The following is a 3678-nucleotide window of genomic DNA, read 5'->3' as shown; positions in this document are numbered from 1 at the left end:
CGTAGACGCGCAGCTCACCGGCGCTGGTGGAGGTCCACTGCTGGTTGGCCTGGCCGTTGCAGTCCCAGATCTGCGCCTGCGCGCCGTTGGCCTGCGACGCCCCGCTGACATCCAGGCACCGCCCGGAACCCACACCCTTGAGCGCGCTCGTCGCCGGCGGATTGCCGCTCGGTGAGACGGTCGGCGAGACGGTCGGCGAGGGAGAGGGCGAGGTCGGCGGAGTCGTGTCGAACTGCGTCAGGAACTTCCACGCCTCGCCCGAGGTCCAGGTCCTCCAGCCGTCACAGGTGCACCCGTCGATCGGGCCCGGGGTGTGGCCTCCGTCGAACGCCGCCCACACGACCGGATACCCGGCCCGGCACCCCGAGTAGGCGGTGACGATGTGGGTCAGGCTGCCCGACCTGGGCTCCGGCGGATTCTGCGCGGTGCAGCCGTTGTTCCTCACGAACGTGTCACGCAGCCCTCGCCCCGTGGAGATGTTGAGCACCGGGTCCCCGATGCCGTGCACTCCCATGTACGCGATGGGCTGGGTGCCGCCGTTGCACCCGCTGAGCTGCGCGCCGGAGTAGACCACGACCGCGCGGAAGACCGACGCCCGGGCGCAGGCGAGCGCGTAGCTCATGCCGCCGCCGTAGCTGAAGCCCGTGGAGAAGATCTGGCTGGTGTCGACGCACAGGCCGGCCTCGATCTGCCTGAGCATGTCGTCGACGAAGGTCACGTCCTGGCCGCCGGGGTTGGCCCAGCCGTTGCCGTTGCCCTGGGGCGCGACGAAGATCGTGCCGTTGCCCGCGGCGTCCGCCAGGCGCCTGAGTCCGTAGTACGACCAGTTGTACCCGTCGGTTCCGCCCGAGTCGACGTCGTTGGCGGTGCCGCCGTTCCAGTGGAACCCGAAGATCAGGCGATAGGGGTGGTTGCTGTCGTAGTTGGCGGGCACCCGCAGGATGTAGCTGCGGTTCTGGCCGCCGCTCGCAATCGAGTGCGAGCCGCTCGCCAGCGTCGGGGCCTTGCCGCATCCGGCGGTCGCCGCGGCGGCCACGGCGCTGTGCGTCGCCGACGTCGTTCCACCGAGCGCCGTGCCGCTTATGCCCAGAACGAGAAGTGCTGCCGCCGCGATTGCGGCGAAAAGGGATTTGTGACTCAACATACGCAACTCCATGCGCGGTTAGGGGGTCAGCGGTAGCCGGCGGCGACGACGTCAGCCTGTACGGCGTTCTCGGTGGCGTCGGAGGGGTAGCCCGCCACCATCGCTCCTTCGTAGAAGGTGCCGGCGCTGAGGTTGGCGCCGCCGTCGGGCTTGCAGCAGTCGCCGCCGCTGCCCAGGACGATGGCGCCCTGCTTCTTCATCGGGCTGTAGCCGGGGGGAAGCGCGCCGTCGTAGAGGGTGTACAGGCTGCCGGACTGCGCGTTGCTGCCCTTGATCGCGAATCGGCTGGTGCCGTTGTTCTTCAGCGTGGCCGTGACGAACTTGCTGGTGAAGGCTCGCTGGTTGGGGTTCCAGGACTGGCTTCCGCCGGGGTAGAGCCCCCATTCGAGGTCGGCCTGCACCCACGGGCCGGAGCCGGAGCAGCCGCCGAACCAGCAGCTGGTGCCGAAGTAGATGGCGTCCATGGCGCCGGCGGCGTCGGCCTTGCGGGTGGTCTCGCTGTTGCCGTAGTCGAAGCAGCAGCCGCTGTTGACGTGGGTGCCGCTGGTCACCATGTACATGCCCTCGGGCGCGGTGCCGGTCGGCACGCCGGTCAGGTGACCGTCCCGCCAGTAGCTGTTGCCGGGGTTGATGTACAGGGAGTAGGCCTTGTTGCCGCCCACGGACAGCGACTCGGTGGTCGCGATCGCGGGCTTGCTCTGCGGGGACCCGGGGACCACGCTGGACCCCTGGTACCACAGGTCGTTGCCGCGGCCGGACTGGTCGTACACGACGGTGACGACGCAGGTGGTGCCGGCGCAGAAGGAGTCCTGGGCCGCGGCGTTGGCGGCGCCGCCCGCGGTCAGGACGCCGATGTTCCTGGTCGCGCTGTCGGAGGAGCGCCGCACCTGGTACAGGTTGCCGCTGTAGGCGTTGTAGAGCGCCCGCGTGGTGCTGTGCGCGGCCACGCACGGTGTGCCGCCGGCGGCGTAGATGTCACACGGACGCGAGCCGGGCGGCGGCGGGCTCGGCGACGTGGACGGGCTCGGCGACGCGGTGGGCCCGCCTCCCGCGACGGTCCACCTCTGGTTGCTCTGCCCGTTGCAGGTCCACAGGGCGACCGCGGTCCCGTTGGCCGTGGCCGCCTGGTACACGTCCAGGCACAGACCGGACTGGACCCCGGTGATGGACCCGTCGGCGTTCTGGCGCCACTTCTGGTTGGCCTGCCCGTTGCAGGACCAGATGACGACCTTCGTGCCGTTCGACGTCCCCTGGCCGTACGCGTCCACGCACCGCGTGCCGCCGAACGTGCGCAGCTCGCCGGCCGAGGTGAACTCGAACGCCTGGTTGGCCTGGCCGTTGCAGTCCCAGATCTGCAGGGCGGCGCCCAGCGCATCGGTGTTGCCCGCCACGTCCAGGCAGCGCCCCGAGGACGCGCTGACCAGCGGCGCCATCGCCGCCGATGCCGGTGCCGACCAGGTCAGGGCGGTGGCGAGGAGGGCCGCGAGCGCTGCCACGAGGCAGGCCGCGACGGCCGCCGGTGAGCGCCGCCCGCGAGCCGCATGGCCCGACAGGTCAACGGACGAAGAACCCATTGCTTTCACTCCTTGGGGGGAAGGCACGGCGGAGACAGCCACGTGCTGAATCCGGGCAGCCTCGCCGGAGCCGGCGATAGGCGGTCGTGTCCCATGCGGCGGGTCACTGTGGGAACAGCCCGCAGTGGACGGCTGGGCCGCGGGAGCCGGCCGCTCCTCGATCCTTAGCGTGGAGACCGAGGCGATGTCGGGTCCCGGTCGCGGACCCGATCCGCGCGCGAAGGCGCATGCACGAAGGAGGAAGGGGTCGCGGACAGCGGGCGAGAAGTCCGGCTGCAGCCCGGAACGCCGACGGCGCGCCTCACGCCGTCGTACGCGGCGAGCCGCGACGTCGGTGGATCACCATCCAGGTCACACCGCATCGGCGAGCGTCTGCTCCGAACCTCCTCGCAAAAGGTCCACGAACCGATTCGCCTCGAACGGGCGACGGAACCCAGCCCCTTAATGCCTCCTGGCGGCGATTACGGGATTTGTTAGCGTTAACAGAATGACAGGGACTTGACTCGTTCCTTCCTGCCGGCGGATTGGGGGGTGGCGGGATGCAGCGAAGCAAATACGACGGGCGACGCGCGTGTCAAGAACCGCGTTTCCCTTCTTACCGGCCGCGTAAGGGCCTGGAGTCCCTGCCGCGGCTCTCAGCAGGGACGCTCACGGTCCCCTGCCGGTCCCGCGCGAATGAAAGATTCACAGATCGCCTCGAGCGGGCCGGCGCCTTCAGCCCGTCCGCGACCCGATCTTGATCATTCCATCGAAACGATTCGCCTCTGCGTTGCGGAGTGCGTATGGCGACACCCCCGCGGCGGGGGCGGCTGGACGGTTCAGCCGGCCGAGCGGAACAGGCGCTGCTGGATCTCTCTGCGGTAGTCGTCGAGTGTGTTGTCGATGTGTGTGGCGGCGGCGTGGGCGGCGGCTTCGGGGTCGCCGGCGCGGATGGCCTGGTAGATGGCGTCGTGTTCTTCG

3 protein-coding genes are annotated in these 3678 nt (G+C 69.9%); all 3 read right to left on the bottom strand.

Going from position 1 to position 3678, the window contains the following annotated elements; all coding sequences use genetic code 11:
• Window positions 1–1144 (bottom strand): RICIN domain-containing protein (locus FH610_RS42485; RefSeq protein WP_139580907.1); only part of this gene is annotated, 1144 nt, incomplete at its 3' end.
• Between the two features lie 26 nt (window positions 1145–1170).
• Entirely contained in the window at window positions 1171–2718 is a 1548-nt protein-coding gene (locus tag FH610_RS42480; RefSeq protein ID WP_139580906.1) for an arabinofuranosidase catalytic domain-containing protein, read from the bottom strand.
• An 818-nt stretch (window positions 2719–3536) separates the two neighbouring features.
• A partial coding sequence (locus FH610_RS45820; protein WP_139580905.1) for an FCD domain-containing protein occupies window positions 3537–3678 on the bottom strand: 142 nt, incomplete at its 5' end.

It is taken from the genome of Microbispora catharanthi (genome assembly GCF_006334915.2).
Lineage (GTDB): Bacteria > Actinomycetota > Actinomycetes > Streptosporangiales > Streptosporangiaceae > Microbispora > Microbispora catharanthi.
The sequence above is the reverse complement of the archived record's forward strand: the minus strand, read 5'-3'. Positions and strand labels throughout refer to the sequence as shown.

Bases quoted from the DNA above. Each gene is read 5' to 3' on its own strand.
- FH610_RS42480 (WP_139580906.1), bottom strand. From the start codon at position 2,718: ATGGGTTCTTCGTCCGTTGACCTGTCGGGCCATGCGGCTCGCGGGCGG.